This is a genomic window from Vibrio sp. D173a, assembly GCF_030248475.1.
Map to the genome: position 1 here is coordinate 1 of NZ_JAHGAH010001591.1, position 718 is coordinate 718.

The following is a 718-nucleotide window of genomic DNA, read 5'->3' on the forward strand; positions in this document are numbered from 1 at the left end:
AACCTGGAGGGTAAATGAAAAAACTAAAGCAACAGTACCGAAGCCATGTCAAAGTGCAAGGGGCCTGTCTATGGGATGCGTACCCTAGCGTACGTAGTGGAACTCACAAGCATTTTTCAACCAAGCAAGAGAAGAGCTACTATTTCCTCCACAAAGTCGAGTGTCGTGAATATCCTATTAAACTGCAAGCAGCTAGAGGAAGAACACTGGCTTATTGTTAATGCGTTTGCCTTACTTTTCTCGTGAGGAAATGAGGTGTTGTCTATTAAGACTTTCTTCAAATAATTTAAACGCGTTCTCAAGTGCATCAATTGTAAAGCATTCCGCAAAGCCAGAAGACATATGTTGCTTCATTATGTCCGACGGGATTGCACTCTGAGAAAGCTTTTTGTGTATAGATTTTTCAATAAAGTCGGCATCGAAACGATTTTTGGTCGGTATGTACAGCAACTGCTCGGCGATGCCATCAACTAGTCCTAAGCGATAAATTCGAAAATCAACATTCTTGGCTGTTCCAACTTTAATACATTCGAATGAACTGAATGTTATACGAAGGAGGTAAACACCATTTTCTTTAATCCAGTGATCATCACCACAAGTTTGACACGAATAAGATTTGTTTCTAACCGCACTGTAAGTTATTAGTTGTTCGTGACCGCAAAGTAACTTGTACCAAGCATAGTTTTCTTTGTCTTCTGAACGTAAATATTCAAGTCCA

At 39.7% G+C, this 718-nt stretch carries 1 protein-coding gene; it reads right to left on the reverse strand.

Annotated features, from left to right (window positions below):
- Positions 1–231: 231 nt before the first annotated feature.
- The coding region (locus KIV40_RS34970) for a hypothetical protein (RefSeq protein WP_285354068.1) at positions 232–718 on the reverse strand (487 nt) is incomplete at its 5' end.